This window comes from Halobacterium zhouii, from assembly GCF_021249405.1.
Lineage (GTDB): Archaea > Halobacteriota > Halobacteria > Halobacteriales > Halobacteriaceae > Halobacterium > Halobacterium zhouii.
Genome location: NZ_CP089593.1, coordinates 23,049 through 48,333, shown reverse-complemented (window position 1 = coordinate 48,333; position 25,285 = coordinate 23,049). Strand labels below are relative to the sequence as shown.

The 25,285-nt window shown below is 67.1% G+C and carries 26 protein-coding genes; 11 read left to right on the top strand and 15 right to left on the bottom strand.

The annotated features are described in order from the left end of the window. Window positions 1-3: 3 nt before the first annotated feature. A complete protein-coding gene (locus tag LT970_RS00270; protein WP_232686974.1) occupies window positions 4-222 on the top strand; it encodes a DUF7535 family protein in 219 nt (72 codons plus the stop codon). 534 nt (window positions 223-756) lie between these two features. Here the strand turns inward: LT970_RS00270 and LT970_RS00265 are convergent. The 7 genes from LT970_RS00265 to eif1A all read right to left on the bottom strand — a co-directional run bounded on the left by LT970_RS00265 (window position 757) and on the right by eif1A (window position 8,204). Next, window positions 757-1,743, bottom strand: a complete 987-nt coding sequence (locus LT970_RS00265; protein WP_232686973.1) for an ornithine cyclodeaminase family protein — start codon at window positions 1,741-1,743, stop codon at window positions 757-759. 64 nt (window positions 1,744-1,807) lie between these two features. Then, a complete protein-coding gene (locus LT970_RS00260) occupies window positions 1,808-2,707 on the bottom strand; it encodes a hypothetical protein (protein ID WP_232686972.1) in 900 nt (299 codons plus the stop codon). Window positions 2,708-3,043: 336 nt separating this feature from the next. Next, window positions 3,044-4,726 carry a thermosome subunit alpha gene (gene thsA, locus LT970_RS00255; protein WP_349292221.1) on the bottom strand — a complete coding sequence of 561 codons (1,683 nt, stop codon included), beginning with the start codon at window positions 4,724-4,726 and terminating at the stop codon, window positions 3,044-3,046. A 163-nt stretch (window positions 4,727-4,889) separates the two neighbouring features. After that, window positions 4,890-5,441: a KH domain-containing protein gene (locus LT970_RS00250; protein WP_232686971.1), complete on the bottom strand. Its 552-nt coding sequence runs from the start codon at window positions 5,439-5,441 to the stop codon at window positions 4,890-4,892. A gap of 124 nt (window positions 5,442-5,565) precedes the next feature. After that, entirely contained in the window at window positions 5,566-6,702 is a 1,137-nt protein-coding gene (locus LT970_RS00245; RefSeq protein ID WP_232686970.1) for a tryptophan--tRNA ligase, read from the bottom strand. Window positions 6,703-6,905: 203 nt separating this feature from the next. Further along, window positions 6,906-7,880: a serine/threonine-protein kinase Rio1 gene (gene rio1, locus LT970_RS00240; RefSeq protein ID WP_232686969.1), complete on the bottom strand. Its 975-nt coding sequence runs from the start codon at window positions 7,878-7,880 to the stop codon at window positions 6,906-6,908. Window positions 7,881-7,916: 36 nt separating this feature from the next. Further along, on the bottom strand, window positions 7,917-8,204 hold the full coding sequence (eif1A, locus tag LT970_RS00235) for a translation initiation factor eIF-1A (RefSeq protein WP_232686968.1): 288 nt from the start codon (window positions 8,202-8,204) through the stop codon (window positions 7,917-7,919). A 166-nt stretch (window positions 8,205-8,370) separates the two neighbouring features. On the opposite strand from eif1A, the gene LT970_RS00230 reads away from it, so the two are divergent. From LT970_RS00230 to LT970_RS00220, 3 genes are all read left to right on the top strand, one after another. Beyond that, a complete protein-coding gene (locus LT970_RS00230; protein ID WP_232686967.1) occupies window positions 8,371-8,547 on the top strand; it encodes a DUF7470 family protein in 177 nt (58 codons plus the stop codon). Window positions 8,548-8,619: 72 nt separating this feature from the next. Beyond that, on the top strand, window positions 8,620-10,590 hold the full coding sequence (locus tag LT970_RS00225) for a MutS-related protein (RefSeq protein WP_232686966.1): 1,971 nt from the start codon (window positions 8,620-8,622) through the stop codon (window positions 10,588-10,590). 87 nt (window positions 10,591-10,677) lie between these two features. Next, window positions 10,678-11,802 carry an ORC1-type DNA replication protein gene (locus LT970_RS00220; RefSeq protein ID WP_232686965.1) on the top strand — a complete coding sequence of 375 codons (1,125 nt, stop codon included), beginning with the start codon at window positions 10,678-10,680 and terminating at the stop codon, window positions 11,800-11,802. 484 nt (window positions 11,803-12,286) lie between these two features. On the opposite strand, the gene LT970_RS00215 is transcribed toward LT970_RS00220, so the two are convergent. Beyond that, window positions 12,287-12,817, bottom strand: a complete 531-nt coding sequence (locus LT970_RS00215) for a DUF7504 family protein (RefSeq protein WP_232686964.1) — start codon at window positions 12,815-12,817, stop codon at window positions 12,287-12,289. A gap of 145 nt (window positions 12,818-12,962) precedes the next feature. Between LT970_RS00215 and rpiA the strand changes: the two genes are divergently transcribed. Further along, window positions 12,963-13,658, top strand: a complete 696-nt coding sequence (gene rpiA / locus LT970_RS00210) for a ribose-5-phosphate isomerase RpiA (RefSeq protein WP_232686963.1) — start codon at window positions 12,963-12,965, stop codon at window positions 13,656-13,658. Between the two features lie 126 nt (window positions 13,659-13,784). Here rpiA and LT970_RS00205 read toward each other — a convergent pair whose 3' ends face one another. After that, window positions 13,785-13,952 (bottom strand): DUF1931 family protein, encoded by a 168-nt coding sequence (locus LT970_RS00205; RefSeq protein WP_232686962.1) that lies wholly within the window; start codon window positions 13,950-13,952, stop codon window positions 13,785-13,787. A gap of 296 nt (window positions 13,953-14,248) precedes the next feature. On the opposite strand from LT970_RS00205, the gene LT970_RS00200 reads away from it, so the two are divergent. Both LT970_RS00200 and LT970_RS00195 read left to right on the top strand, forming a co-directional pair. Further along, the gene (locus LT970_RS00200) at window positions 14,249-14,398 is read left to right on the top strand and encodes a DUF7563 family protein (protein ID WP_232686961.1); all 150 of its coding nucleotides are present in this window, start codon (window positions 14,249-14,251) and stop codon (window positions 14,396-14,398) included. A gap of 267 nt (window positions 14,399-14,665) precedes the next feature. Next, entirely contained in the window at window positions 14,666-14,899 is a 234-nt protein-coding gene (locus tag LT970_RS00195) for a GIY-YIG nuclease family protein (RefSeq protein ID WP_232686960.1), read from the top strand. A 42-nt stretch (window positions 14,900-14,941) separates the two neighbouring features. On the opposite strand, the gene LT970_RS00190 is transcribed toward LT970_RS00195, so the two are convergent. After that, a complete protein-coding gene (locus tag LT970_RS00190; protein ID WP_232686959.1) occupies window positions 14,942-15,526 on the bottom strand; it encodes an NADPH-dependent FMN reductase in 585 nt (194 codons plus the stop codon). Between the two features lie 134 nt (window positions 15,527-15,660). Between LT970_RS00190 and LT970_RS00185 the strand changes: the two genes are divergently transcribed. Continuing rightward, window positions 15,661-17,031, top strand: a complete 1,371-nt coding sequence (locus LT970_RS00185) for a phosphoglucomutase/phosphomannomutase family protein (RefSeq protein ID WP_232686958.1) — start codon at window positions 15,661-15,663, stop codon at window positions 17,029-17,031. A gap of 22 nt (window positions 17,032-17,053) precedes the next feature. Here the strand turns inward: LT970_RS00185 and LT970_RS00180 are convergent, their stop codons facing one another. The 3 genes from LT970_RS00180 to LT970_RS00170 are packed head-to-tail and all read right to left on the bottom strand — an operon-like array spanning window position 17,054 to window position 18,864. After that, window positions 17,054-17,545 (bottom strand): GNAT family N-acetyltransferase, encoded by a 492-nt coding sequence (locus LT970_RS00180; RefSeq protein WP_232686957.1) that lies wholly within the window; start codon window positions 17,543-17,545, stop codon window positions 17,054-17,056. A gap of 1 nt (window position 17,546) precedes the next feature. Continuing rightward, window positions 17,547-17,744 (bottom strand): ubiquitin-like small modifier protein SAMP2, encoded by a 198-nt coding sequence (gene samp2 / locus LT970_RS00175; RefSeq protein ID WP_232686956.1) that lies wholly within the window; start codon window positions 17,742-17,744, stop codon window positions 17,547-17,549. 55 nt (window positions 17,745-17,799) lie between these two features. Continuing rightward, on the bottom strand, window positions 17,800-18,864 hold the full coding sequence (locus LT970_RS00170; protein ID WP_232686955.1) for a bactofilin family protein: 1,065 nt from the start codon (window positions 18,862-18,864) through the stop codon (window positions 17,800-17,802). A 338-nt stretch (window positions 18,865-19,202) separates the two neighbouring features. Between LT970_RS00170 and LT970_RS00165 the strand changes: the two genes are divergently transcribed. Both LT970_RS00165 and LT970_RS00160 read left to right on the top strand, forming a co-directional pair. Then, complete coding sequence (locus LT970_RS00165; RefSeq protein ID WP_232686954.1) at window positions 19,203-20,174, top strand: replication factor C small subunit; 972 nt, start codon at window positions 19,203-19,205, stop codon at window positions 20,172-20,174. A 169-nt stretch (window positions 20,175-20,343) separates the two neighbouring features. Beyond that, the gene (locus LT970_RS00160; protein WP_232686953.1) at window positions 20,344-20,691 is read left to right on the top strand and encodes a hypothetical protein; all 348 of its coding nucleotides are present in this window, start codon (window positions 20,344-20,346) and stop codon (window positions 20,689-20,691) included. On the opposite strand, the gene LT970_RS00155 is transcribed toward LT970_RS00160, so the two are convergent. Then, a complete protein-coding gene (locus LT970_RS00155) occupies window positions 20,688-21,167 on the bottom strand; it encodes a TspO/MBR family protein (protein WP_232686952.1) in 480 nt (159 codons plus the stop codon). The two genes, LT970_RS00160 and LT970_RS00155, sit on opposite strands and share 4 nt — an antisense overlap. 53 nt (window positions 21,168-21,220) lie before the next feature. After that, a complete protein-coding gene (locus LT970_RS00150; protein ID WP_232686951.1) occupies window positions 21,221-22,204 on the bottom strand; it encodes a glutathione S-transferase family protein in 984 nt (327 codons plus the stop codon). Window positions 22,205-22,384: 180 nt separating this feature from the next. Between LT970_RS00150 and alaS the strand changes: the two genes are divergently transcribed. Continuing rightward, the gene (gene alaS, locus LT970_RS00145) at window positions 22,385-25,165 is read left to right on the top strand and encodes an alanine--tRNA ligase (protein ID WP_232686950.1); all 2,781 of its coding nucleotides are present in this window, start codon (window positions 22,385-22,387) and stop codon (window positions 25,163-25,165) included. The last annotated feature ends 120 nt before the right edge of the window (window positions 25,166-25,285 follow it).

The following is a 25,285-nucleotide window of genomic DNA, read 5'->3' as shown; positions in this document are numbered from 1 at the left end:
GGTATGAGCGTCGCTCCCAAGCCCGTAAAGAAGGTTCTGCGTACGGTGACGCCGCCGTACCGCTCGCGTCCGGACGCCGAGATGACGACCATCGGCTGGCTGGTGTTCCTCGTGTTGCTGGTGCTCCTCGTGCCGCTGGCGCCGTTTATCGTCGCGCTGTGGGCCGTCACGAAGGTCTCAGACTACGTCTCGGACCAGACGAACAGCGACGCTACGGAGTAGGCCGAGGCGCCTACCCACAGATTGCTCACGGGCGACGACTGCTGCTCCGCGAGGCGGTGTCGCACTCACGCTCCGGCCGAGTGGCCGTGCGTACCGAGGCCCGCTGCCTCGAACCGCTGGCGCCTCGCGGTCCTGTTCAGGTCACGCGCAAGGTTGGCCCCGTTGTAGTACTTGAACCTACGCAGCCGATAGTGATCGGCAGTCGAATCAGCCAGTCCCGTCAGCAGCCGCCACAGCCGGTCGCCGCTAGTTCCGCGAGCGAACGGCTCGAAGAGCCTGAGTGAAGCGGTTTTCCGTCAACGCTACGCGTTGACGACGTCACGCTCGCTGTCGTCGCCGGCCTACGGCCGGCTTCCAGCGGGACCTTTGGTCCCGCCCGGCTCGCGTAACCACCGAGCGCGAGCAACGCGAGCGCTCGGGCCGACGACTGAGGGGAGTGAGCAACGCGAACGAACCGAAGAAGGAGTGCTTTTAGCGTAGCTTTTGCCAGCGAGCGAGGGCGCGACAGCGCCCGAGTGAGCGCAGCAAAAGGTACTATACGCCGAGCAGGTCGAATTCGTAGCCGTTGCCGTGTTCGTTGGCGTGTTCGTAGACGACGTGGGCGGCGGCGACGTCCTGGATGGCGAGGCCGGTGGAGTCGAAGACGCTGACGCCATCCTCGGGGGTTCGGGCGTCCGTCTTGTCGGTGACGAGTTCGCCGATCTGGCCGTGGATGTCGTCGTCGTCGAGGACGCCCTCGTGGTAGGGGACGTTGATTTCGCCGGAGTGAGTAGTTTGAGCGTGGTCGTCGATGACGAGTTTGGCATCGAGGAGAACGTCGTCGGCGAGTTCGTGTTTGCCTTCGGCGTCGGCACCCATGGCGTTGATGTGCGTGTCGTCGCCGACGTCGTCGGGGGAGACGACGGGGGATTCGACGGGCGTGACCGTGGAGAGGACGTCGCAGTGGCCGGCGTCGCTGATGGAACCGCCGCGGACGTCGAAGCGGTCGTCGAAGTGGTCGACGAACGCGTCGACAGCGTCGTCGTCGAGGTCTGAGACGACGACCTCCTCGATGTCTCGGACGGTGCTGATTGCCTCGAGTTGGGTGTAGGACTGGACGCCGGCGCCGACGACGCCGAAGCTCGTGGCGTCCTCGACGGCGAGGTAGTCGGTGGCCACTGCGGCCGCCGCGCCAGTGCGTTTCATGGTGAGTTCGGTGCCGTCCATGATGGCGAGCGGGTAGGCGTTCTCGGGGTCGGAGTACACCATCGTCCCCATGACGGTGGGGAGGTCGAACTTCTCGGGGTTGTCCGGGTGGACGTTCACCCACTTGATGCCGGCGGCGTCCCAGTCGCCGGCGTCGAGGTACGCGGGCATCGAACGGAAGTCGCCGTTGTACTGCGGGAGGTCGATGTAGGATTTCGCGGGCATCTGGGCGTCGCCGGTCTCGTACGCCTCGAAGGCGTCCTCGATGGCCGCGATGAGTTCCGGCATCGGTGTGTTCTCGTGTACGTCCTCCTTGTTGAGCAGGAGCGTCTCCATGCCCGCAATTCTTGCAGGCCGGCACTTAGAACCTCCTTTTGCGGGACGACAGCGGTCGTTTGGGTCAGGCGTCCGTGATTTCGACAGTACGTTTGAGTCGGTCGTCCGCCGTGATGAGCGCGAAGGAAACGGTGTCTGCCCGCTCAACCTCCTGGTGTGTCGTGACGAGCGTATTCCACTCCCGCGACTCGCCGGGTTCGAGGGCGAACGAGACGGGGTCAGACCAGTAGAGTGGTCCCGCCTGATTGAACGCTGCCCGGAACGTCCCCGCGCCGTCACCGCGGTTTTCGACGGTCGCGGAAACTGGAATCGATTCGTCACGGGGAACAGTGTCGGGCGCGCTGAACTCGGTGACGGAGAACACGGGTGGCGGTGCCTGAAGCGCGGCGACGGCGTCGTCGGGGAGTGACCAGTGCACCGCGCCCTCGGATTCGCCGCCGAACTGCACTCGGAACTGGGAAGCAGACACAGGGGCGGAGAGGTCGAACCGCAGCCAGCCAACTCGGGTGTCACGTTCGTACGGCTGCCCGTCGCGGGGGAGCCGGCGCGACGAGTCTCCGTCGGTCGTCCACGCCTGTACGGTCTCGTCCGTGATGACGGCGAAGTCCTCCGGTGCGGGTCGCGGATCATCGCCCTGGACGGTGACCGTGACGAACAGCGCCCGCCTGTTTCCGAACGAGAATACCCCGAGTGCGTCCGGGTACGCTTGATAGAATGCGGAGTGCTGGACGGTCGTGGCGCGCGGCGTCACCGCCGTGCCGTCGATGGTCGCGGTTTCGCCCCACGACAGCAGTGTTGGCTCGCGGATGGAGTCGACCGTCGTCGAGTCACCAGTCGTATCGGTCGGGGTGGTCGTGTTCGACCTGGTCGAGGAGGGTGCGTCGAGATTCGGGAACCGGCTACAGCCCGCGAGTGCGGCGAGGCCGACGCCGGCCGTCGCGAGCAAGTCGCGGCGGGTTCGCATACTGACGGCCACACCCAGCGGTGGTAAATGTCTTCTCCCGTTCGAAAAAAGTCGCAGAGTGGTGAGCGAGCGGTGCGGGAGACGGCAATCCGGAACGCCGGCGAGTTAGCATCCGGCGACCGAGCGGGCCGACAGGCCCCGGCAGGTCGCCGGTTCACCGCGCGACCGCAGGGAGCGCGGGCCGACGACCGACCATCGGGAGGGAGGAGTGCTTTTAGTGGAGGTTTTGCCGAGCGACGGCGCGCGAAGCGCGCCGAGCGCAGGGCAAAACGTCCTACATCGGCTACGTCAGAGCCCTGCTCTGACGGCCCATGGAAAGTAGGCGATCGCCTACTGTCACATGGCGCCGCCCATGCCGCCCATGCCGCCCATGCCGCCGCCCATGCCACCGCCGCCCGGCGGCATCTCGTCGTCGCCGCCACTGTCGGCGTCGACCTGGCCGCCCTTGAGGTCGCCGGCGGCGATGACGTCGTCGATGCGCAGGAGCATCGTCGCCGCTTCGGTGGCGGATTCGATGGCCTGGGTCTTCACGCGGAGGGGTTCGACGACGCCTTCGCCTTCCATGTCGATGGTTTCGCCGGTGTAGGCGTCGAGGCCGGCGCCGAGTTCGCCGCCGTCGTGGCGGGAACGCAGGTCGACGAGGGAGTCGATGGGGTCGTGCCCGGCGTTCTCTGCGAGGGTGCGCGGGACGACTTCGAGCGCGTCGGCGAACGCTTCGACGGCGAGCTGTTCGCGGCCGCCAACGGAGTCCGCGAAGTCACGGAGCTGCATCGCGAGTTCGGTCTCGGGCGCGCCGCCGCCGGGGAGGACCTTGCCGTCCTCGAGGGTGACGCGCACGACGCCGAGGGAGTCGTCGATGGCGCGTTCGACCTCGTCGACGACGTGCTCGGTGCCGCCGCGGAGGACGAGGGTCACACTTTTCGCTTCCTCGACGTCCTCGACGAAGATGCGCTCGTCGCCGCCGATGTCCTTCTGGGCGACGCTGCCGGCGTCGCCGAGGTCGTCGGCGTCGATCTCGTTGACGTTCGAGACCGGGGTGGCGCCGGTGGAGCGCGAGAGGCGAGTGAAGTCGTCGCTCTTGGCGCGGCGGACGGCCAGGATGCCCTCCTGAGCGAGGTAGTGCTGGGCCATGTCGTCGATGCCGCCGTCGACGAAGACGACGTTCGCGCCGGCCTCACTGAGCGATTCGACCATCTCGCGGAGCTGCTCTTCTTCCTGGTCGAGGAACTGCTGGAGCTGGTCGGGGTCGTTGACGTTGACTTCGGTGTCGATCTCGGTCTCCTTGACCTCGAGGCCGTCGTCGACGAGCGCGATCTTGGCGTCCTCGACGCCGTAGGGCATGTTGTCGTTGACGCGCTCCTTGTCGACGATGACGCCCTCGATGAGTTCGGAGTTCTCGGTGGCGCCGCCGGTGACTTTCTCGACCTTGATGTTGTCCGTGTCGACGGTGCCGTCGTCGGCGACGGACTGTGCGGCGCGAACGACGAGGTCCGAGAGGAGGTCCTTGGCGTTCTCCGCGCCCTTGCCGGTCATGGCGGTCGCGGCGATCTTCTCGAGTTCCTCGGTGTCGTCGGGGGAGACGTCGATGGCCTGCTCGTCGAGGAACTCCTTGGCCTTCGCGGCGGCCTGTCGGTAGCCCTGCGCGAGCGTGGTGGCGTGGATGTCCTGTTCGAGGAGGTCCTCGGCCTCGGAGAGGAGTTCGCCGGAGACGATGACGGCGGAGGTGGTGCCGTCGCCGACTTCGTTCTCCTGGGTCTCGGAGACTTCGACGATCATGTTGGCCGCGGGGTGCTCGATGTCCATCTCCTTGAGGATGGTGACGCCGTCGTTGGTGACGACGACACCGCCCGAGGAGTCGACGAGCATCTTGTCCATGCCCTTCGGGCCGAGTGTGGTGCGTACGGCCTCGGCGACGGCCTTGCCCGCAGTGATGTTCATCGACTGTGCGTCCTTTCCGGAGGTGCGCTGACTGTCGTCGGAGAGTACAATCAGCGGCTGGTTGCCCATCTGCTGCGCCATAATCACTCTCTGATTGAATGCGATTCTATTTAAAAGTTGTGAGCAAGTGAATGACACACCAACCGAGACGCGGCGAGGCGCCGGCTCGTCGGCGAAGCGTTACGTCGAAAGAAAGGGGTTTATCTGAACGAGAAGGTGGTGGTCGGGAGCGCGTTCGGCAGCGTCAGCCGGAGTAGTCGTGATACTCCATCCCCTGGTGTTTCAGTTCCTCGGTGCGCTTGCGCTCGAGGAACGAGTAGACGGTGCCGTGGGGCGCGCCGTCGAGGAGCATCTCGGCGGCCGAGCGCGCGATTTCGACCTCCTTCGGCTGGCCGATGACGCCGAACGTCGACCCGTAGATGACCACCGTCGCGCCCGTCAACTCCTCCATCAGCTCTCTCGTGCGACCACTCTCGCCGATGAGTCGCCCCTTCTTCCGGCGGAGGTCGTTGTCGTTGCGCGCGGCGCGCTCGATGTCGATACTCTCGTACATCCGCATGTCGTCGTCCAGCAGCGTCAGCGCCTCCTCGGGCTTGAACCCGCGCCCGATGGCCCGCACGATCTGGGGACCTTTCATCCCGCGCAGGGGGTCACCGGTCTTCTCGATGGCGACCGACCCGTTCTCGGAGTCGACGTCGAGGCGGACCTCCGCGGCCTGCTCGATGCGGCGGAGCGTCTCACCTCCTTCGCCGATGAGGACCCCGATTCGGTCCTGCGGAATCTTCACGTGTTGCATACACGGAGGTACTTTGCGAGCGGGTAAAAGCCTTCTTTCGGGCGTGTCGGGGAGCACAGCGAGCCGACAGAATGCGCGAACGGTGAACGGAGTGACCCGTGAACGCAGTGAGTGTCCGAGTCGGTCAGTCCCGCTGGAGGTCCACGGCGTCCCGTGCTCGCGCGCGTTCGTCCTCGGTCAGCCGGAATCGCTCGAGTTCCTCGCGCGTATCGCCGAGCGCCGCTCGTCGCTCCTGGTGGGCGTCGAGGAAGTCCGCAATCCGCTCGATGGCGAGGTTCTTCATCTCCCCGGAGAGCAGTTCGCCGCTTCGATACTCACGCTCGATGCGCGCGAGTTCCTCGTCGTCGTCCTCGAAGAACGCCGCGAGGTACTGGAACGGCACGTCCACGTCGGGGTCGCCGCCGTGCTCGCGGTGCTCCTCGAGGCTCGTCTTCCCGCCCGAGTACGCGTGTTCGTGAATCTTCTCCCGGACCGTCTCACGGTCGTCGGTCAAGCGAATCGTCGCGCCCTCGCTCGAACTCATCTTCCCCGGGCCCGTGAGCGCGGGGAGGAACTTCATCAGGAGTGCCCCCGGCTTCTGCACTGGGTAGCGGGCCTTCGCGGCGACGTCCCGGGAGACGCGGACGTGGGGGTCCTGGTCCACCGCGATGGGGACGAGCGTCGGGTGCTCGCCGTGGACGAGCTGGGGGAGCAGCAAGTGGGCGGTCTGTACCGCCGGGTAGAACCCCTGCCCGACGTTCTCGGGTTCCCCGTAGACGGCCTCGAGTGTGGAGTTCGTGATGTCCTTCGCGAACGCTGTGGCGAGCGGATACACGACGTCGGCGTCCTCGGTGTCCACGACGAAGCGCGTCAACTCGGGGTCGAAACCCACTGCGAGCAGGTCACGAAGGTTCGACTCGAGGTACTTGGACGTCTCCGCGAGCGTCTGGTCTTTGAACCAGTACTTCTCGTCGTCCGAGAGCGGGACGTAGACGCGCGCGCCGAGTTCCTCCTGCAGGCGCTTGGCGAAGTAGAACACGGGCGCGTGGCCGAGATGCATCGGTCCCGACGGGCCGATGCCCGTGACGATGGACGGGCGGTCGGCTGCCAGGAACTCGTCGACGTCGCGGCCCGCGTAGAACACGCGGCGGCGCACTAGCGGGTGGTCGGGGAAGCGACTGGTCTGGTCGTCGGTCAGTTCCTCCGCGCCGAAACGGGCGAGCAGTTCCTCGTAGTCGACGTCGCCCTCGACGGCGTCCGGTGTGACGGTGAATTCGGTCATGGTCGGGTGTTGATATCGGTATCGCGGTTGCTCGACGAGTGATATGCGGAAGAAGCGAAGGGAGCAACGCGCCCGACCCGAGCGAGTGACGCCCGTCAGGCCGCGAACGCGAGACTGTCCGCTTCCCGGTCGCACCAACGCCAGCAACGGGAAGCGGACTGCATACTCGATGGTAGCGGGTCAGCCGTCGAAAAACGTTGCGGTCAGTTCGCGTCCGACTGCTCGCCGTCGGCATCCACGTGTTCGCCGTCCGCATCTACTCGTTCACCGTCGGCATCCACTTGCTCGACGCCGCGCCCGTCGCCCTCGGTCGTTTCGGCGTCCGTCGACGGATCGGCGTGGGACGTGATGTAGTTGTAGAGGTCGTCGGCGTCCGCGTCCGCGCCCTGCCGCGAGAAGAACGCCGCGACGTTCTCACAGTCCCGCCGCAGGAAGTCGTCGCTGTTCGGATGGTGGGTGGTCATCGACTGCCCCACGTCGATGACCACGAGTTCGCCCTCGTAGACGACGATGTTGTACTCCGAGAGGTCGCCGTGCACGAGGCCCGCACTGTACAGGCGGCGCATGTACTCCCGGACCACCTCGAAGGCGGTCTGGGGGTTCTCCACGTCGACGTCGTTGAGCGTCGGCGCGTGGTCGTCCTCCCGGCCGATGAGTTCCATCACGAGGACGTTGCGCTGGACGGCGATCGGTTCCGGCACCCGGACGCCCGCCGCCCGGGCGCGCAGGAGGTTCGCGTACTCCTTCTGGGTCCACGCCAGTACCACCGTCTTCTTGTCGCCGCGGATCTCGTCGAGCCGCGGGTCGCCCTCCAGGTAGTCCCGCATGTGGCGGAAGTCGGAGGCGTTGATGCGATACACCTTCATCGCGACGTCGCCGTCGTCGCCGCCAAGCGCCTCGTAGACGTTCGCCTCCTTCCCCGTCGAAATCGGGCCGCCGACCGCGCCGAGGTGGCCGTCCTGCACGAGCTTGTAGATGGCGGCGTACGTCGCGTCGTCGAACGCGCCGGCCTCCACCTTGAACTGGTCGGCGTCCTTCAGTCGCTTCCGGAACTCCGAGAACTCGCGGTCCTGCGTCCTGGCGATGCGGTCGGCCTCCGTGTCCGAAACGTCGATCTCCTCGAACTCGTCGCCGGGAGCCCCCTCCGTCTCCTCGACGAGGCCGTAGTCGTCGGTCATCGCCGCCGCACGGTCATTCTGAGTGCTCCCTCGGTGTCATTGGATGTGTCCCTCCTCTCGCAGTTGGTCAGCTTCGGACTTCTCGTAGCGCCACGCCACGTCCGCCTTCTCGTCCTGCCAGTCCCAGGGCTCCACGAGCACGACGTCGCCTTCCCGGATCCAGATGCGCTTTTGCATCCGGCCGGGGATGCGCGCGGTCCGCTCCTCGCCGTCCGCACAGCGTACCTTCACGCGATTCGCCCCGAGCATGCTCGTTACCTCGGCGAACACCTCGTCCTCGTCGGGCATACGAAGGTTTCGGCGTCCGCCTCCGTCCTCGCTCATGCGTCGGAGTTGGCCCGGCAGCGGTTTAAACCCCACCGAATTCTCCAACGTGTGGCAGTCTCGGACTCCGCGGAGCGCACCGGGCGCTGTTTCCCGTCGGGGCGGCCGTCGACCAGACCAGTTCTCGACCAGTACGTTTACGGCGGTACTCCGATTCGCCACGAGCATGCTCGACAAACTCGGTCTCTCCGGCATCGTCGGCGCGCTCGTCTCGCTCGCCGGCGTCGGCATCGTCGCGTGGAAGGCGCCGGTCGTCGCCGGCGGCATCGTCCTCGTCCTGCTCGGCCTCGCGCTCGTCGTCCGCAGCCTCGCGAAGTCGCTGATGGGCGTCTTCGGTTTCTGAACGCGCTCTAATTCGACGGCTCCGAATGAGACTCGCACAAGACCTTTGGTCCAGAATGCGTACGCCCGGGCAATGGAGTTAGAGGCGATTCCGGGCGTCGGCGCGAAGACCGCCGAAGCCCTCCGGTCGCTGGAGGACCCGGAGGGAGCGCTGGAACGCGGCGACGTGGCGGCGGTAGCGGGTGCGCCGGGCGTCACGGAGGGCCGGGCCGCGCGCATCGTGCAGGGCGCAATCCAGGCCCGGCACGACGACGACGGCGGGTTTCTGGCGACCGACCGCGCGAGCGAAGTGTACGAGGCGGTGCTCGAGCGACTGCAGGAGCGCGCGGTGACGGAGTACGCGACCCAGCGCCTGCGGACGTTCTACCCGAGCGCCGTGGACTCCCGCATCGAGGAGGTGAACGCGTTCGCCGAGGGCGCGATGGCCCGCGACCCCGACCCCGAGGTACAGGAGGCACTCGAAGGGGTCGAACCGCTGTCGCCGCCGCGGAATCTGTCGGTCAGAGACCGGTGTCTCGCCACGACGGACGCCGAACGCTACAGTGAGGCGAAGGAGGCGTTCCCGGAGCTGTCCGTCGAAATCGTGGAGGACACGCGAGGCCTAGCGGAACTCGCGCGCGGATACTCCACTGTCGTCGCGCTCGACGAGGCGTTCGCGGGCGTGGAAGTCGAGGGCGACGTGCGCGTCGAACCGGACGCCATCGAGCGGCCGGAGGAGGTCGTCCCCGAGCGCGTGCTCGCGTTCTTCGCGACGAACCGCGAGCAGATCCGGGCCGCGGTCGCCGTCCACCAGACCGCCGGCATGGACGCCGGCGTCGACCTCGAAGAGTTGGACGACGCGCTCGCTGACCTCGACGCGGACGGGAGTGTCGTCGGCGACGAGGAACTCGACCGCCTCTCGACCGCCGCGGACGACCTGGACGCCGCCGTCTCCACCGCCGAATCGGTAGCGAACGACCGACTTCGGGAGGCCATCCAGGAACAGGACGTCACCATCGAGGGCGCCGACCTGCTGAGCCTGGTTGAGCGCGGCGCGGGCGCGGACAGCCTGCTCTCCCGTGAGTTGGCCGACGAGTACGCGGCCGCGGTCGACGCCGCACGCGACCACCTTGTTGACGCGCTGGACCTACAGGACGGCGAGGTTGACGCTGCACGGCGTACGTTCGGAGACGAACCCACGTTCCCCGTCGAGCACGAGGAACAGGCAGTTTCCCGCCTGCGAGAGGACCTCGCGGCAGCGCGTGACCGGCGAGCGGCCGAGCGAAAGCGCGACCTCGCGGCGACGCTCGCCGACCTCCGAGAGCCGACGCGAGAACTCGTGAACGACGCGCTAGACCTGGACGTGGAGCTGGCCGTCGCGCGGTTCGCCGAGGACTTCGACTGCGTGCTCGCGGAGCGCGGCGGCGCCGGCTTCGACGTCGAGGGCGGGCGCTCGCCGCTGCTGGACGTCGACTTCGCGGACGTGGAACCCGTGGACTACGGCGTCGACGGCGTGGCGCTGCTGTCGGGCGTGAACTCCGGCGGGAAGACGAGCACGCTCGACCTCGTCGCGGTCGTAGTGGTGCTCGCGCACATGGGCCTCCCCGTCCCCGCCGAGTCCGCGCGCGTCCCGGACGTCGAGGAACTCCACTACTACGCGAAGTCACAGGGCACACTCGACGCAGGCGCGTTCGAGGCGACGCTCCAGGACTTCGCGTCGCTGACGGCTGGTGCGAACGACCGACTGGTGCTCGTGGACGAACTCGAATCCATCACCGAACCGGGGGCGTCAGCGAAGATCATCGCTGGCATCCTCGAAGCGCTCCACGAGGCCGGCGCGTCGGGCGTCTTCGTCTCCCACCTCGCGGGCGAAATCCGCGACCAGTGTGGCTACGACGTAGCGGTCGACGGCATCCGCGCGGAGGGCCTGGAGGACGGCGAACTCGTCGTGGAGCGCTCGCCCGTCAAGGACCACCTCGCGCGCTCGACGCCCGAACTCATCGTGGAGAAACTGGCTGATTCGTCGGGCACGGAGTTCTACGGTCGACTGCTCGAGAAGTTCTGACCGTCGATTCCGGTTTCGGGGCGCTTTCGGGCTGTTTTCGGGACTCGTGGCGAAGCGTTAAGTACCTAGCCGAGCGTGGTGAAAGTGATGAGTGACGACCCCGAGGACGGAATGCTGGGCTGGGACGAATCCGTCTTTCGGGACGAACACGTCTTCGAAATCGACTACGTCCCCGAGGCGTTCGACCACCGCGAGTCACAACTCCAGACCCTGCAGTACGCGCTCCGTCCCGCTGTCCGCGGCTCACGCCCGCTGAACGTGATGGTGCGCGGGCCGCCCGGCACCGGGAAGACCACCGCCGTCCAGAAACTGTACGGCGAACTCGGCAACCAACCCGGCGTGCGGACGGTGCGCGTGAACTGCCAGGTCGACTCCACGCGGTACGCCGTCTTCTCCCGCGTCTTCGAGGAGATATTCGAGTACGAACCGCCCTCGTCGGGCATCTCCTTCAAGAAACTGTTCGGGCAGGTCGCCGAACGAATCGCGGACGAAGACGAGGTGCTGGTGGTCGCCCTCGACGACGTGAACTACCTCTTCTACGAGGGCGAAGCCAGCGACACGCTGTACTCGCTGCTGCGCGCCCACGAAGCCCACGAGGGCGCTCGCGTCGGCGTCATCGTCGTCTCCTCGGACCTCGACCTCGACGTCATCGAGGAACTCGACGGACGCGTGCAGTCCGTGTTCCGACCAGAGGAGGCGTACTTCCCCGCGTACGACCTCGGCGAGATAGTGGACATCCTCCAGAACCGAATCGACGTCGGCTTTCGCGAAGACGCCGTGTCCACGACCGTCCTCGACAAGGTCGCCGAACTCACCGACGAAGCGGGCGACCTCCGGGTCGGCATCGACGTGCTCCGTCGCGCCGGCCTGCACGCCGAATCTCGCGCGAGCAAGACCGTCGAACCCGAGGACGTCGACGCCGTCTACGAGGAAGCGAAACACATCCACCTCTCCCGGAGCCTCGGCGCGCTCGCGGAGAACGAGCGAACGCTCGTGGAGACAGTGGCGGAAAACGACGGCGACCAGGCCGGCGACGTCTACGACTCGTTCCACGACGAGACCGGCCTCGGTTACACGCGCTACACGGAGATCGTGAACAAACTCGACAAACTCGGCCTCATCGAAGCCGAGTACGAGGAACTCGAGGGACGCGGCCGCTCGCGCACACTCCGCCTCGCGCACGACCCCGACACGGTCAGAGAGCAACTCTAACACGCACGTTTTGCGCTGCGTGCCTGGCTTCGGCCGCGTCTGCTCACGGGCGCGTAGCGCCCGTTCGCATGGTTAGCGGGACCACAGATCCCGCTCAACTCGGCAAAACCTGCACTAAAAGCACTCCTCGCTCCCTGCGGTCACTCGTCGGCCTCTGCTCGCTCGCTCACGGCACTTCGTGCCGCTCGCGCATTCCGAGGCGCGTAGCGCCTCGCGACGTTCCCAGAGTGAATCGCCTCCTTCGGGCTCTTCGAGCCGCTCAGTCGGCGAATAGTGGCTTCGACCGGCTGGCCCTACTATCGACCACTACTGGCTGCGTAGGTTCAAGTAGGAGGACGGACCAACCCCGGCCATGAACTGACAGCCAGCGCAGGTCGACCGAGGCGGGAGCACGGCAACCCGGCCTGCGATAGCGTGGTTCGCACGAACCGTTTCGCCGTCTGTTCGCACTTACAGAGCGCAAGCGAGCGGTTCCGAGAACGAACTACTCGTCGACAGTGATGGCGCCGTCGAAGAGGCTGTCGAAGGAGCCACAGACCTGTTCGTCGTGGGCGTCCGGGTTGACGTGGCAGTGGATGCTACCGCCGGCGGCGCGGACGCGGTTCACGAGCACCTGGAGGAAGCGGAACGCGCGGGACTCGTCGACGTACTGGAGGAGCGTCGTGAGCGAGTCCAGGCAGACGCCGGGCGTGGTGTCCTCGGGGAGCGCGTCGAGACACTCCGAAACGGCGATGCCGAGACCCGTGAGGTCGCCGGGAGACGAGACGGTTCGCACGCAGTCGGCGTGATCGTGAGTGGCGACGAATCGCGTCGGCGGAATCGCGTCGGCGCCACGGGCGTCCAGCCACGAGGACGGCTGCCGACGGAGCGAGATTGCGAGCGCGGCGTCGGCGGATTCGAGCAGCGACTCGCAGGCGCGTTCGCGGCCGGGAGCGAACCCGGGGGCGTACACGAGCGTGGCGGCATCGGTTGCGGCGAGCGCGTCCGCCTGCACGGAACGTCCGACTGTCGTCATTGCCACCTCCGACAACTTCGCTACCCATAGTTAATGGCAGGCTAACGGTACGGGACTGGTACTCAGGGGTGAGAGTAGGGCACGAACGAAACGGTGAGACGAGCGAGGGCGTGGGTTTTTGGTGAGTCATTACCACCGTTCCCGCATGAAAAACGCGAGCGGAAGCAACGCTGCGAAACAACTCGCCGGTGAGGCCGCTGCCGAGGAAGTCGAGGACGGGATGGTCGTCGGACTCGGTACCGGGAGTACGACCGCGTACGCCGTCCGCGCGCTCGGCAACGCCGTCGACGCAGGACTCGACGTCGAGGGTGTGCCGACGTCGTTCCAGTCCCGCCAGCTCGCCATCGACTGCGGGATTCCGCTGACCACGCTCGAGGAGTCCTCGGTCGACCTCGCTATCGACGGCGCGGACCAGGTCGCGAGCGGCCGGACGGGGCCGGTGCTCGTGAAGGGCGGCGGGGCGGCCCACGCCAGCGAGAAGGTGGTGGACGCGAGCGCCGACCGCTTCGTGGTCGTCGCCGACCCATCGAAGGAGGCCGACACACTCGACCACCCGATACCGGTGGCGGTGCTGCCGGACGCGTACCCGGTTGTCGAGGAGGCCGTCCGCGGTCTCGGCGGCGACCCGGAGTTGCGCGCTGCCGAGTGCAAGGACGGCCCGGTCGTCACGGACGACGGCAACCTCGTACTGGATTGTGGTTTCGGCGAGATTTCGGATCCTGCGTCGCTCGCGTCGGAACTATCGGCGGTCCCCGGCGCCGTCGAGCACGGTCTGTTCGTAGACCTCGCAGACGCGGTCTACGTCGGCACGGACGACGACGTCCGCATCCGCGAGACGTAATTTCTGGCGGCATCCTGCCCGAGACCGTGTTTTGCGGTCGCTGTCGACAGTGCCACGCGTACTGGCGACGCTGAACACTGCTGTCGCTGGGACGTCGGAAAATAATGGAAAGAAGGTCGACCGAGTTTACAGGTCGCGCGGCTGGACCGTCTTGCGACCGTTGGACTCGGCGCGGCCAGCGGCGTCGTCGAGGAGATCCTCGACCTTGTCGTCGAGCGCCTCGTAGAAGTCGGAGGCGACGTTCTTGTCATCGAGTGCTTCCTTCACAGCGGCCTTGACGATGAGGTCTGCCATACAACTCGGGTTTTTCCCGCCCTGATTATAAGGCTTCCCATAATCACCCGCCTCAGCCACCCGTAGCCCTCGGTTCCTATTCGATTGGAGAACGAATAAAACGACCAGGAGTTGTAAAGTGTCGGCACACCCCCTGAAACCCCCGTCCGCGATACCACCCAGCTACGACCCAGATGATTACGACATCAACCGTCTCTCGTTCGCCATGGGGCAAATTATGTTTAGATTTGGGAAAACCCATTTAGGTGTGTGAAGGGTAAACACATCCGTCGGCGGTGACCCGTCGACTCCAGTACATGGCACGCTGTGACTACTGTGATGGCCACGTTTCGGACAACTTCGCGCGCGTCTTCTCGGACGAGGACGGCCGACTGCTGGCCTGTCCGAACTGCTCGGCCAACGTCGGCATCGCGGAGGTGTCACGGAACCGAGCGCGCGAAGCGTGACCGAACTCGCCACGACCGCCGCTGAATAGACTCCCCGACCACCGCGGAACCCGGCCACCGCGAAACGACCCTGCCCGTCGGCGCCCGCGCGGCAACGGAGGTCGCTCGCCACGCGAGCGATTGCCTCGACGTTCGGTACGGGTTTCCGCTCGCTCCGGCCATTCTGCTCGTCGTCCACGCAGTCGCTCTATCAGCGTCCACGCCAGCGGCGCGACCGGCTAGAGCGCTACCGAAACACACGTTTCCGCTGCAGCCAACACTCCGTTCGTGCACCACGTCTACGTCCTCGAGTGCAGCGACGACACCTACTACACGGGGTACACCACGGACGTCCAGCGGCGCGTCGCGGAACACGACGCGGGCGACGGTGCGAAGTACACGCGGGGCCGCACGCCGGTCGAACTGCGGCACACGGAGTCCTTCGAGTCGAAGTCGGCGGCGATGCGCCGCGAGCACGAGATAAAACAGCTCTCGCGGGCCGAGAAAGAGGGGCTGTTCTGAGGGAGACACCCGAGGTCGGCCGCGGGGAGCCGCCGGCCCGCGTCAGTCGTCCACCGACGCCGTTTCGGTCTGGTCGCGCGCTGCCATCCGGATGCGGGCTTCCTCGACGACGTCCTCGGCGAGCGCGTCGATTCGGTCCGCGATGTCCGAATCGATCATCGTGCCGTCGGCTTCGAACTTGCTAGAGGCGTTGCGGACGCCGACCTGCCCCGGGATGACGTGGGCGTGGACGCCGCGCATCGTGACGCGCATGTGGTCGAGCGTCGACGCGATGGTGCCGCCGCCCGCGACGACGAGCAGGCCGACGACGGTGTCCTCGTACTCGTCGAACCCGCAGTAGTCGTGGAAGTTCCGGAACGTCGAGGAGTAGCTCGCGTGGTACACCGGCGACCCGACGACGACGGCGTCGGCGGCGCGAACGCGCGCCAACAGGTCGACCGCGTCGCCGGAGTCCGCGGCGTCGCGGTCCGGGTGGTACAGCGGCAGGTCGACGTCGCCGAGGTCGATCAGGTCCGTCTCCGCGCCCTCGGCCTCGGCGGCGGCGAGCGCGAGTTTGATGCCCTTCAGTGTGTGACTGCCGTCGCGGCGACTGCCGGAGACGCCGACGACGAGCGGCGCATCTGTCATTACCGGCAATTTCGACCTGTTCTGTTAAACGCCTCTCGGTCCCCGACGCCGTTTCCGGCAGTTCGTTTCAGTCCGCTCGCCGACACGTCCGGGGGACCGCAGAGATTTTCACGAGACACAACGACGCTCAGGACATGGACGCCATCTCATTCGGGACCGACGGCTGGCGCGCCACGCTCGACACGTTCACGAGCGAGCGCGTCCGGATGGTCGCGCAGGCCGCCGCCGACCACCTGGCAGAGGAGAGTCGAGGCAGCGAGACGGTCGCGGTCGGCTACGACGCCCGCGAGACGTCCCGCGGGTTCGCGGAGGACGCCGCAGACGTGCTGGCGATCAACGGCTTCGACGTGGTGCTCCCGGAGCGGGACTGCCCGACGCCGCTCGTCGCCCACGCCATCGTGGAGCGGGACCTTGCGGGCGCGCTCGTCATCACGGCCTCCCACAACCCGCCGGAGTACAACGGCGTGAAGTTCATCCCCTCGGACGGCGCGCCCGCGCTCCCCGAGGTCACGGAGGCCATCGAGGCGAACCTGCGGGAACCCGAGACCGGCGAGCGGACCGGCGATGTCCGGGACGTGGATTTCGTGGAGTCTCACGCCGAACACTGCCTCGGTCTCGTGGATGCGGACCTCTCGGAGCTGACGGTCGTCTACGACGCGATGCACGGGAGCGGGCGCGGCGTCACAGACGCGCTCCTCGAACGGGCGGGCGCGGACGTAGTTCGCCGGCGCTGCGAGCGCGACCCCACGTTCGGCGGTACGCCCCCGGAACCCGACGAGGAGAACCTCCGCGGACTCGCTGACGCCGTCGAGGAGCACGACGCGGACTTCGGCGTGGCGAACGACGGCGACGCCGACCGCGTCGCGGTGGTCACGCCCGAACGCGGCGTACTCGACGGGAACCGATTCTACGCGCTCGCCTACGACTACCTGCTCGAGGATGACTCGGGGCCCGCCGTTCGCACCGTCTCGACGACGTTCCTCGTGGACAGACTCGCCGAAGCCCACGACTGCGAGGTGGTGGAGACGCCGGTCGGCTTCAAGTGGGTGGCGGCGGCGATGGGCGAGCACGACGCGCTGTTCGGCGGCGAGGAGTCCGGCGGCTACACGATGCGCGGCCACGTCCGGGAGAAGGACGGCGTGCTGATGGCGCTGCTCGCGGGCGCCGCGGCGAGCGAGCAGTCCCTCGACGCGCGCCTCGACGCCATCACCGCCGAGCACGGCGACATCCACCAGGACAAGGTGAGCGTGGACTGCCCGGACGACCGCAAACAGGCGGTACTCGACGACCTCGCGGACCGACTCCCGGACGCAGTCGCGGGCGTGGACGTCGAGCGCGTGAACGACGCGGACGGCTTCAAGATCTTGCTCGCGGACGGCACGTGGCTGCTCGTCCGGCCCTCTGGGACGGAGCCGAAGATGCGGGTCTACGCGGAGGCGGACAGCCCCGAGCGCGTCGAGACGCTGCTCGGCGCGGGCCGCGACCTGGTCGAACCGCTCATCTGAGCGCGAGCGCGTCTGACCGCTGTCAGTCCAGCACGCCTCGGAACCGCTCTCCCGTCGCTTCGCAGTCGAACCCCAGATTCTCGTAGAACGGCTTCACGTCGGGATCGAACTCGGCCGTGAGCGGCGTCCAGTGCTCCACGGCGGCCTCGACCAGTCGGGAGCCGATCCCGCTCGCTCGGCGGCGCCGCCGGACTGCGATTGCATCGACGTGTGCACCGGCGTCGTGTGGTTCCTCGTCCAGTTCACCGTCGTGTGGTTCCTCGTCCAGTTCACCGTCGCGTGGTTCCTCGTCCAGTTCGCTGTTTCGGGGGGCGGCGACGAGTGCTCCGACGACGCGCTCGCCGTCGACCGCAACGAGAACAGTTCCGGCGTCGATGCGCTCCTGGATCGCGTCGGCGTCGGTCTCGAGCATCGCGGCGTCGAGAATCCGCAGCGCGTCGAGGTGATCTGCTTCGGTAGCGCGACGAACGGTGGGGTCGCGCGCCGCGCTGTCGGCGTCCCAGTAGTCCGCCACGCTACCCACCCCGGATGAGGCGGAGGACGCGGACGTGTTCGGCGTCGACGGACTGGTTCTCGGGGACCGGGCGTCCGTCGACCATCACGGACACCTCGTGGGGGCTGAGGTCGACGCGCTCGAGGAGGTCCGCGTACGTCTCGTCGGTCACGTCGAACTCGTGGGTGTCCGCTCCGACCACCTCGACGGTCACGCGCATGGTTCCGAGTAGCGGACAGGCGGCCTTAGGCGGTGCGGTCGCGGTGTCGACGCAGTCAGACTCCGTTCTCGCGGCGCAGCGTGTCGTCCTCACGCCGTCGACGACCTGCGCGGTAGACGGCGACCCCGACGCCGCCGAGACCGAACAGGAGTACGACGAACGAGACGATGCCGCCGAGAATCGGCACGAGGCCGAGCAGGAAGACGACGAGCACACCGACGATCAGGGCAAGCCACCGGCTGTCGGTGTCAGCGAGGCCGAGCAGCCACGCGCCGATGGCGTACTGCCCCCAGACGAACGCGAGCCACAACAAGAGTGCGTACAGGAACGCGACGACGAACGCGATGGGGATGCCGACGACGGTGAGCAACAACACGACGACGAGCAGCGGCACGCCGACGAGCACGAGGATACCGAGGACGGCGGTTCGGACCGGCGAGTTCGCGGTCTCTCTGGCGACGGTGGCGCTGGTGCCGGGAAGCACGAGCAACAGGAGCGCGCCGACGAGGAGCGTGACGAGCAGGCTGTACAGCGACACCACCCAGGACGCGATGGACGGCACGCCGAACCCACCGCCAAGACTGGAGTCCTCACGCACCTGTCCGCCGACGGCTGACCCCTCCGCGCGGGTGAGGTCGCCGTCGTAGACGAGGTCACCCTGGACGACGGCCTGCGGGCCGAGCACGATAGTCCCTGCGCCGACGCGCACGGACCCCTGGACGGTACCGTCGAGCGTGAACGACCCGGTGGCCGCCTGGACGTCCCCGGTCACGACGGCGGACTCCGTGATGACGACGGTTCCGCTCGCGAGCTGGGCGTCACCCTCCACGCGACCGGCGATGCGGACCGACCCGCCGACGGCGGTGACGTCACCGGTGACGACCCCGCTTTCGGCGATCTCGATCGTGCCGGCGAACGCCTCCAGGTCGCCCTCGACGGTACCGCGCACGATGACGGTGCCGCCCGTAGCCTGGAGTCCGCCCGTGACCGTCTCGCCCTCCTCGACGATGATCGTGTCACCGGTGCGCTGGTCGGCGGCAGCGACGCCAGCGAACAGCGACGTAGCGAGAAGCACCACGAGCGTGACTGCGAGCGCGTGACGCCCGACACTGGTGGCCATAGCCGCACTGACAACGTCCACCGCCATAAACATATTTCCCATCCAACACTTGCGGTGGGGTTGCTCGCGGCTGGCTCCCGAGTGCCCGTAAACTGCGTCTGGTGCTCCAGGGTCGCTCCATCCCCCGCTCACTATTCCGAGGGTCCTCGCTGCGCTCGCACTCTCGCTGTTCGCGGTTCGCTCCGCTCCCCGCTCGCTGTAACGAGGCTCCCCACTCCGTTCGGAGCCTCGCTTCTCACGGCTCCCTCCGGTCGCCGTTCGCCATTCTGCGTCTTCTCGCTACGCTCGAAGACGCACTGTTCGGACGCTTTATGAACGCCCGGCCCCTGGCTGCGGACATGACAGACGACGCGGCTGGCCGACAGGAGATCTGGGTCGAGAAGTACCGACCCGAGCGTCTCGCGGACGTCATCGGCCACCCGGACATCACGGACCGACTCGAGAGCTACGTCGCCCGCGACGACCTCCCGCACCTCCTGTTCGCAGGGCCGGCAGGCGTCGGGAAGACGGCCTCGGCCGTGTCGATCGCCAAGGAGGTGTACGGCGACGACTGGCGGGACAACTTCCTCGAGTTGAACGCCAGCGACGAACGGGGCATCGACGTGGTCCGGGACCGCATCAAGAACTTCGCGCGCACCTCCTTCGGCGGCTACCCCTACCGCATCATCTTCCTCGACGAGGCCGACGCGCTCACCAGCGACGCGCAGTCCGCGCTCCGCCGGACGATGGAGCAGTTCACGAACAACACCCGCTTTATCCTCTCGTGTAACTACTCCAGTCAGATCATCGACCCCATCCAGTCCCGGTGTGCCGTGTTCCGCTTTTCCCCCATCTCGGACGAGGACGTCGCCACGCGCATCCGCGAAATCGCCGAGAACGAGGGACTCGACTACACCGAGGACGGCATCGACGCGCTCGTCTACGCCGCCGACGGCGACATGCGGAAGGCCCTGAACGCGCTCCAGGCCGCCTCGGCCACCGGCGACGCCGTCGACGAAGAGGTGGTGTACGCCATCACCGCGACCGCGCGCCCCGAAGAGATCGAAGGGATGGTGACCGAAGCCCTGGACGGCGACTTCACCGCCGCGCGCAGCGCGCTCGACGACCTGCTCACGAACCGCGGTCTCGCGGGCGGCGACATCATCGACCAGGTCCACCGCTCGGTGTGGAACTTCGACGTGGACGACGAGCACGCCGTCCGCCTGCTCGAACGCCTCGGCGAAGCCGACTACCGCATCGCGGAAGGCGCGAACGAACGCGTACAGTTGGAGGCGCTGCTGGCGTCCGTCGCGCTGCAGGCGGAGAACTGAGACACCCACCGCGAACGCTGCGCGTTCGCGGGAGGTTTTTGGTGCAGATTTTTACAACGGGGGTTCCCGCAGTGAGCGGCGCTGTGCGCCGCGAACGAGGAAACCCCCGCAGTAAAAAGGTGCGTGTCGAATGATAGGGTTCTTCCCGGCGCGTGTGTACAGTCCACGCATGGCAGACCTCACCGAGTACCAGGAGAAGGTCATCGAAACGATCTCGACGCTCGACGACGTGCCGATGGCGCTGCTCTACCACGGGCCGAACGGCCCGGAGATGTTCCTACAGAACGACCACCGGGACCGCGACGACTTCACGCCGCACCTGGGCCTGGTGTCGGCGTACGTCGTGCAACTCGCGCGGGCGGAGGACACCGAACCCGAGGAGGTGCTCATGGACATCGAGACGAAGATCAACGAGTGGGCGGAGGGGGAGGTCGGCATCGACGCCGAACAGCGCGGCGGCGAGGACGGCGTCGACAATCCCGGCGGGTTCGACGACGACACCGTCGAGAACGCCTAGTTCAGCGCCCAAAACGCGTAATTCAGGTACGTCGCGAAGCTCACCCACGCGAGGTACGGAACGAGCAGGAGGCCAGCAGTCCGGCGGACGCGCCAGAACGCCACGAGTCTGGCGGCGATGAGTATCCAGAGGACGGCGATGACGGCGAGTCCGCCGGCGATGCTCTCGCTCCCGAAGAACACCAGCGTCCACGCCACGTTGAACGCGAACTGGACGACGAACAGCGCCAGCGCCGTCGTTCGCTCCCGGCCGACGCCGCCCTGGTAGACGATGTATGCGGCGACACCCATGAGCACGAACAGCGTCGTCCACACGGGCGCGAACACCCAGTTCGGTGGTGCGAGCGCCGGGTCGGCGAGAGACCGGTACCACGAGTCCGACCCGGTCGCAGTGACGAACGCGGGCGCCGCACCGACGACGTTGCAGGCGACGATGGCGACGAGCAGACCGGGCGCGTCCTCGCGGGAGAGAGCCATACTCGACGTTCGACGCCAAGCGACTAAATCGTCACCCTGGGGTGTTCAGTCGCTCACTGCTGGAGCGACGCGGGCGGCCCGCCCGGCAGGTCCTCGCGACCGTGGGGCGCGTAGAAGTCCGGGTCCGGGCCGACCGGGACGATGCGCTTCGGATTCAGTTGGGCGTGGCTGCGGTAGTAGTGGTTCTTTACGTGGTCCATGTGGCAGGTTTCGGCGACGTGGGGGAGCTGGCAGAGTTCCCGGAGGTACGGCCAGAGGTTGTCGTAGTCAGTGATCTCGCGGCGGTTGCACTTGAAGTGCGTGTGGTACACTTCGTCGAAGCGGTAGAGCGTGGTGAACATCGCGACGTCCGCGAGCGTGAGTGCGTCCCCGGCGAGGTAGCGCTGGTCCGCGAGCACGTCGTCGTAGTGGTCGAGCGCGTCGAAGAGGTCCGCGACGGCGTCCTCGTAGGCGTCCTGGGTGTCCGCGAACCCGGCGCGGTAGACGCCGTTGTTGATGGGCGTGTAGATCTCCTCGGCGAGGCGGTCGACCTCGTCCTCGTAGCCCTCGGGGTAGAGGTCGACGTCACGCGTCGCGAACTCCTCGAACGCGCCGTCGAGCATCCGTATGATCTCCTCGCTCTCGTTGTTCACGATGGTGTCCGCCTCGGTGTCGTAGAGCACCGGCACGGTGACCCGCCCGGAGTAGTCCGGGTCGGCGCGCGCGTACACCTCGCGGAGGTACTCCGAGTCGAACAGGTGGTCGGGCGTGCTACCGGGCACGTCCGCATCGAACTCCCAGCCCTGGTCGTAGCGCACGGGGTCGACGACGCTCACCGAGACGGCGTCCTCGAGACCCTTCAGCGCGCGCACCAGGAGCGTGCGGTGCGCCCACGGGCAGGCGTACGACACGTAGAGGTGGTAACGCCCGGACTCGGCGGGGTAGTCCTCACCGACCCACTCCCGGAACGTCGTGGTTTCGCGCTCGAACTCCCCGTTCTCGCCGTGTTCGACCATCTCCTCGTCCGTGTGCCAGTCACCGTCGACCATTCGTCCCATGGACGAAGAAACGGGTTGCGCGCGTTTACGCGTTTCCGGAGTCGGAGTGGCTCGCTCCTTCCGAGACCCTCGCGTTTCCGTGGTTCTCACTCACTTCGTTCGTTCCGAACCACGCTATCGCTCGCTCCGACTCTCGCTACCCCGGAACTGTTTTACTCGTTCGTCGGCCACCTACTGGCAATGAGCGAACTCGAAGCCGAATACCGCCTCGACTACTTCGAGGAGGAGGGATTCGAGCGCCGGGAGTGCACCGAGTGTGGTGCCCACTTCTGGACGCGGGACCCCGACAGAACGACCTGCGGCGAACCGCCGTGTGAGGACTACCAGTTCATCGACAACCCGGGTCTCGACGAGGAACTCGAACTCGGGGAGATGCGCGAACGCATCCTCTCGTACTTCGAGGACAACGGCCACGAGCGCATCGACCCGTACCCGGTCGCGGCGAACCGGTGGCGCGACGACGTGCTGCTGACCCAGGCCTCTATCTACGACTTCCAGCCCCACGTCACGTCCGGGGAGACGCCGCCGCCCGCGAACCCGCTGGTGGTCTCCCAGCCCTGCATCCGGATGCAGGACATCGACAACGTCGGGAAGACCGGCCGCCACACGATGGCCTTCGAGATGCTCGGCCACCACGCGTTCAACGCCGACGAGGGCACCGACTACGCCTACTCGGGCGAGGTGTACTGGAAGGAGGAGACCGTGGAGTACTGCGAGGGCCTCTTCGCGGAGATGGGCGTCGACCTCGAGGACGTCACGTTCATCGAAGACCCCTGGGTGGGCGGCGGGAACGCCGGCCCCGCCTTCGAGGTCATCTACCGCGGCCTCGAACTCGCGACGCTCGTGTTCATGTCCCTCGAACTCGACCCCGACGGCGAGTACGAGATGAAGGACGGCAACACGTACTCGAAGATAGACCGCCGGGTCGTCGACACGGGGTACGGCGTGGAGCGCTGGACGTGGATGAGCCAGGGCACCGCAACCGTCTACGAGGCCATCTACCCGGACACCATCGAATTCCTGAAAGAGCAGGCCGGCATCGACTACACGGAGAAAGAGGAGGAACTCGTCCACCGCGCGGCGAAGCTCTCGGGCCACCTCGACATCGACGAGGCCGAGGACGTGGAGGCGGCGCGGGACAACATCGCGGACAAACTCGGCGTGGAGACCGAGCGACTCACCGAACTACTGCGCCCGCTCGAGGACATCTACGCCATCGCCGACCACTCCCGCGTCCTCGCGTACATGTTCGGGGACGGCATCGTGCCGTCGAACGTCGGCACGGGCTACCTCGCGCGGATGGTGCTGCGGCGCACCAAACGTCTCGTGGACAACGTCGGCGCCGACGTCCCTCTCGACGAACTCGTGGACATGCAGGCCGAACGCCTCGGCTACGAGAACCGCGACACCGTCCGGAGCATCGTCCGGTCGGAGGTCGAGAAGTACGCCGAGACGCTCGACCGCGGCGGACGAAAGGTACGCCAGCTCGCCGCCGAGTACGCCGAGCGCGGCGAGCCGATTCCCTCGGCCGAACTCATCGAACTGTACGACTCCCACGGCATCCAGCCGGACATGGTCGAGGAAATCGCCGCGGAGGAGGGTGCGAGCGTGGAGACGCCCGACGACTTCTACTCGCTGGTGGCCGACCGGCACGACGAGGGCGGCGCGCTCGGCGGCGACGGCGAGGGGGACGAACGACTCACGGACCTCCCGGAGACGGAGTCGCTGTACTACGACGACCAGTACCGCTCGGAGTTCGAGGCCGTGGTGCTCGACGTGTTCGAGCGCGAGGGCGAGGACGGCGACACCGTCTACGACGTCGTGCTCGACCAGACGATGTTCTACCCGGAGGGCGGCGGCCAGCCCGCCGACCGCGGTACGCTCTCGACGGACGACCGCACGGTGGACGTCGCGGACGTCCAGGAGCGGGACGGCGTCGTGCTCCACCGGACGCGCGTGAACCCCGGGAAGGGCGAGTTCGTGCGCGGCCAGATCGACGTGGACCGCCGCCGACGCCTGATGGCCCACCACACCGCGACCCACGTCGTCGTCCACGCCGCCCGGCAGGTGCTCGGCGAGCACGTCCGCCAGGCCGGCGCGCAGAAGGGCACGGGTAGCTCCCGCATCGACATCCAGCATTACGAGCGCCTCGACCGCGAGACGGTCGAGCGCATCGAGCGCGTCGCCAACGACATCGTCACCGAGAACACCTCCGTCCAGCAGGAGTGGCCGGACCGCCACCAGGCCGAGGAGAAGTACGGCTTCGACCTCTACCAGGGCGGCATCCCCACCGGGGAGAACATCCGCCTCATCCACGTCGGAGAGGACGTACAGGCCTGCGGCGGAACACACGTCAAGCGCACCGGCGAGATCGGCACCATCAAGATTCTGAACGCAGAGCGCGTGCAGGACGGCGTCGAGCGCCTGACGTTCGCTGCCGGCAAGGCCGCCATCGAGCACGTCCAGGAACTGGAGAACGACCTGTTCGCCGCGGCCGACGCGTTCGACGTCGCGCCCGACGAGGTTCCCGAGACCGCCGAGCGCTTCTTCACGGAGTGGAAAGAGCGCGGCAAGACCATCGAGGACCTCAAGGAACAGCTCGCAGCGGCCCGCGCCTCCGGCGGCGCTGGCGGCGAGGAGGTCGACGTCGCGGGCACCACCGCCGTCGTCCAGCGGGTCGACGGCGACATGGACGAACTCCGCGCGACCGCGAACGCGCTCGTCGACGACGGCAAGATAGCGGTCGTCGGGTCCGGCCGAGACAGTGCGCAGTTCGTCGTGGGCGTCCCCGACGGCGTGCCTGTGAACGCGGGCGAGGTCGTCGGCGAACTCGCGGGCATGGTCGGCGGCGGTGGCGGCGGCCCCGCGGACTTCGCGCAGGGCGGCGGCCCGAAGAGCGAGGAACTCGACGACGCGCTCGAACGAGCGCCGGACGTGCTGAAGGAAGTCGCGAGCGCATAGGCGTTCGTTTTCTGTTTCGCAGGTGTTTCTTCGGATTTTGGCGCAGGGGAATCTCCGTCTAACGCCACCTCGAAAGCCCCGGCTGGAGAACACGCTACCACAACCACCGCTAACACCCAG